We start from the raw sequence: 3,546 nt of genomic DNA, 5'->3' as shown, positions 1-3,546 counted from the left end.
CGCGACAGTTCGCCCTTCAATAAAGGACCACCGACAGTAACGCAACACAGAGATTCGGATAGATTATCCAGGCCAACGTAGACGAACCAGAGCTGCGAGGTGTACCGGTAGAACGCCTCCACTCCGAGCCGCCCGGCGAACAGGTCGCTCATGAAGGTGGAGTGTTCCGCCTCGTTGTGCTGCTGCTCGGTCGCGGTGCGAATGAGCGTCGAGAACGGGGTGCTGGTCTCCAACATGGTCGAGGCTCCTCGTGATCAACTCCGGGGGCACCCCACTTTGGCTACCCTAACTTCCTCTCGACCATACGCTTCAGCAACGATCTCGCGATTCGAACTTTGCGGCCCACCCACTCCAACTTTCGGACGATTTTTCCGATACGGTCGTGCCGTCGGTCACACCCGCCGGGGCCGGTCGAGCATGTCGTGGGCGGCCTCCCGCAGTGCGACCGTCGCCCGCGTGAAGTAGTCGAAGAGCACCTCGAGCTGCTCGGGCCCGTAGTCGGCGAACATCTCCGCCAACCGGTCCCGCGGCGGGCCCACCACCGCTTCGATCCGGCCGTCCGAATCCGGAATCGACACGACCAGCACTTTGCGACGGTCGGTGGCATCCGGCACCCGCCGGACGAATCCACCCCGTTCCAGCCGGTCGATGAGCCGGGTGACCGCACCGGTCGACAGCCCGGTCCGCGACGCGAGTTCGCCCGCGGTCAGCGATCCAGCCAGCGCGATGAGGTTCAGCGCGAAGAAGTCGGTGGCCCCCAACCCGAGCGCGGACGCGGCGGCCTGGGCGATGACAGCCTGCGCGGTGACGTATTCGCGGTACGGCCCTTCGAGCTGCGGCATTGACCGTCGCGGGTGGGAGGCCTTAGTTTTATCTGCATCCATGCAACTACTTCCTCCACTCAGATACTTGACCGGTGCAGGAAAGGGTAACGCGACCATGCCGAACACCGCCGCCGACACATCCCTGGTCCCGATTCTCATCGCCGCGGTCGAGGACCTCGAACCCGCCGAAAGACGTTTCCTGACAGACGAACTGGCCATGCGCATGCTGCCCGCGGGCCCGCGAGCACTGGTGCGCATCCCAGCCGGACGACGCCTGCTGCGCGCGGGCATGAACCGCGAGGGCGCCGGCGCATGGGAGAGTCTCGCCTGCCGCAAACGGTATTTCGACGACCGCACCGCGGCCGCGATCACCGACGGCATCGAGGCGGTCGTGATACTCGGCGCGGGATTCGACACCAAGGCGCTGCGACTGGCCGCGCCCGCCGGAATTCCCGCGTTCGAGGTGGATCTGCCGATCAACCTCGCCGCGAAGCGGAAGCGAACGGCACTGCCCGACAGCGTGACCCAGGTGCCGATCGACTTCGAGACCGACGACCTGGCCACGGTATTGACCTCGCACGGCTATCGATTCGACACGCGGACCCTCTTCCTCTGGGAAGGCGTCACGCAGTATCTGACCGAACCCGCTGTGCGCGCGACCCTTTCGACTCTCGCCAAGGCCGCAACCGGCAGCCAGCTCATCTTCAGCTATGTCCGGCAGGATTTTCTGGACGGCATCGACCTTCAAGGATGCGCGCCCACTTACCGCAGATTTGTTGCGCAACAACCACTCTGGCATTTCGGTTTGCAGCCGGATCAGGTCTCGGCACTGCTGGCCGAGTACGGATGGCTCGAAATCGAGCAGGCTGGGGGACGTGAGCACACCGCAAGCTATCTGGAACCGATCGGCCGTCGGATCTCAGTGCCGGACCTCGAACGGTGCGTCTCGGCTCGCAAATTCTGACGGTGGCCGTCCCGACCGGGAGGGGTTGACAAGCCCGCGCGGCATCTGCCAGTGTCTCCAATCAGGTCATGAGTACCAGCGTCAAGCCCTGGCTAGCTGGTCGGCAACCCTCCTCCGCGGTGGGGTGCTCCAGGTGACGACCGGGCCGCCGTCCAACCGGGCGCGGCAAGCGCGGACTCTCGATCACCTCTTTCACCGATCGTGTGTCCATGAATCCGATGGGATTTCGTGATGACCGCATTCGCCGACCAGACCTGTGCTCCCCTCGCCACCGTCTCGGGCTGTGATCTCCAGGTGCCGCTCGTGCAGGGCGGCACCATCGGCTACGCCAACTTCGACTACGCCGCCAGCGCTCCCGCGCTGCAGCAGGTCACCGACCGGGTCGCCGAGCTGCTGCCGTTCTACGCCAGCGTGCATCGCGGCGCGGGCTACGCCTCGCGGGTCTCCACCGACTGCTACGAGTCCGCCCGCGGCTCGGTCGCCCGCTTCCTGAACGCGGCCGAGGACCAGGTGGTGGTCTTCACCCGCAACACCACCGACTCGCTGAACCTGCTGGCCTCGTGTGTGCCCGGCGACACCGTGGTGCTGGATGTCGAGCATCACGCCAACTTCCTGCCCTGGACCCGGCACGGCCGCCGGGTAGTGCCGGTCGCCGACACCATCGAGGAGACCATTCAGCGCGTGGTCGCCGAGCTGTGCTCGAAACCCGCTGCCCTGCTCGCGGTTACCGGCGCCTCCAATGTGACCGGCGAACTGCTGCCGCTGGAGCGGCTGGCCTGGATCGCCCACCAGTGCGGCACGCGGATTCTGGTGGACGCGGCGCAACTGGCCCCGCACCGGCGTATCGACCTGCGCACCACCGGCATCGACTACCTGGCCTTCTCCGGCCACAAGGCGTACGCCCCGTTCGGCGCGGGCGTGCTGGTCGGCCGCCGCGACTGGCTGGACAAGGCCGAGCCGTACCTGGCCGGTGGCGGCGCGGTGCGCTCGGTGACCACCGACGGTGTCGAGTGGGCTCCCGCCCCGCAGCGCCATGAAGCCGGTTCGCCCAACGTGCTGGGCGTGGCCGCCCTGGCCGCCGCCTGCGACGCCCTCGCCGCCCTGGACGAGACCACCGTCATCGAGCACGAGCAGTACCTCACCCATCGCCTGCGCTACGGCCTGAAAACCGTTCCGGGCGTGAACTTCCTGCGCGTCTGGCGCGACAGCACCGACGCCGTCGGCATCGTCGCCTTCACCGTCGACGGCTTCGAGCCCGGCCAGGTGGCCGCCTACCTCTCGGCCGAGCACGGCATCGGCGTCCGTGACGGCCGCTTCTGCGCGCACCCGCTGCTGTCCCGCCTCGGCGTGGACGCGGCCCTGCGCGCGAGCATCGGCCTCGGCACCACGGCCGCGGACGTGGACCGCCTCATCGACGCCATCTCCACCCTGGTGGACAACGGCCCGTCCTGGAATTACGCCCGCACCGAAGGACATTGGAACCCGGTCCCCGAGACCCGCCCCTTCGGCGGCTCGGCCGACGGCGCGGCCCCCTGCGGCTTCTGAGGCCAGTTACAGACGTCAGGGAACCAGGTAGCGGGCCGCGAGTTCCTCGATCACCGGATCATCGTCGGCCACCGCGTCGAGCAGGTCGAGGTCGTCCTGCACCGAGACCTGCCGGGTGCCGCCGCGTAGCCGGAGCGCCGCACATTGTTGACCTTGACGGAACCGTCGTTGGTGATGATCCGGGCGATCCCGGCCTCGGCATCCCAGGTGAAG

The 3,546-nt window shown here is 67.4% G+C and carries 4 protein-coding genes, 1 pseudogene and 1 riboswitch; of the genes and pseudogenes, 2 read left to right on the top strand and 3 right to left on the bottom strand.

Annotated elements, in window-relative coordinates; all coding sequences use genetic code 11:
• Both ACWELQ_RS41215 and ACWELQ_RS41210 read right to left on the bottom strand, forming a co-directional pair.
• The coding region (locus tag ACWELQ_RS41215; RefSeq protein ID WP_452402419.1) for a biliverdin-producing heme oxygenase at positions 1-236 on the bottom strand (236 nt) is incomplete at its 3' end.
• Between the two features lie 156 nt (positions 237-392).
• Positions 393-842 (bottom strand): MarR family winged helix-turn-helix transcriptional regulator, encoded by a 450-nt coding sequence (locus ACWELQ_RS41210; protein ID WP_452402418.1) that lies wholly within the window; start codon positions 840-842, stop codon positions 393-395.
• 97 nt (positions 843-939) lie between these two features.
• Between ACWELQ_RS41210 and ACWELQ_RS41205 the strand changes: the two genes are divergently transcribed.
• Positions 940-1,788: an SAM-dependent methyltransferase gene (locus tag ACWELQ_RS41205; protein ID WP_452402417.1), complete on the top strand. Its 849-nt coding sequence runs from the start codon at positions 940-942 to the stop codon at positions 1,786-1,788.
• 64 nt (positions 1,789-1,852) lie between these two features.
• Positions 1,853-1,966: riboswitch (SAM riboswitch) on the top strand.
• A 53-nt stretch (positions 1,967-2,019) separates the two neighbouring features.
• On the top strand, positions 2,020-3,333 hold the full coding sequence (locus ACWELQ_RS41200) for an aminotransferase class V-fold PLP-dependent enzyme (RefSeq protein ID WP_452402416.1): 1,314 nt from the start codon (positions 2,020-2,022) through the stop codon (positions 3,331-3,333).
• 15 nt (positions 3,334-3,348) lie between these two features.
• Here ACWELQ_RS41200 and ACWELQ_RS41195 read toward each other — a convergent pair.
• A pseudogene (locus ACWELQ_RS41195) lies at positions 3,349-3,546 on the bottom strand (hypothetical protein); the annotation flags it as partial.

The sequence above is a fragment of the Nocardia sp. NPDC004722 genome, from assembly GCF_053601505.1.
Note: the sequence above shows the minus strand (reverse complement) of the source record. Positions and strands in the feature narration are given on the sequence as shown.

Bases quoted from the DNA above. Each gene is read 5' to 3' on its own strand.
- ACWELQ_RS41210 (WP_452402418.1), bottom strand. From the start codon at position 842: ATGCCGCAGCTCGAAGGGCCGTACCGCGAATACGTCACCGCGCAGGCT.
- ACWELQ_RS41205 (WP_452402417.1), top strand. From the start codon at position 940: ATGCCGAACACCGCCGCCGACACATCCCTGGTCCCGATTCTCATCGCC.
- ACWELQ_RS41200 (WP_452402416.1), top strand. From the start codon at position 2,020: ATGACCGCATTCGCCGACCAGACCTGTGCTCCCCTCGCCACCGTCTCG.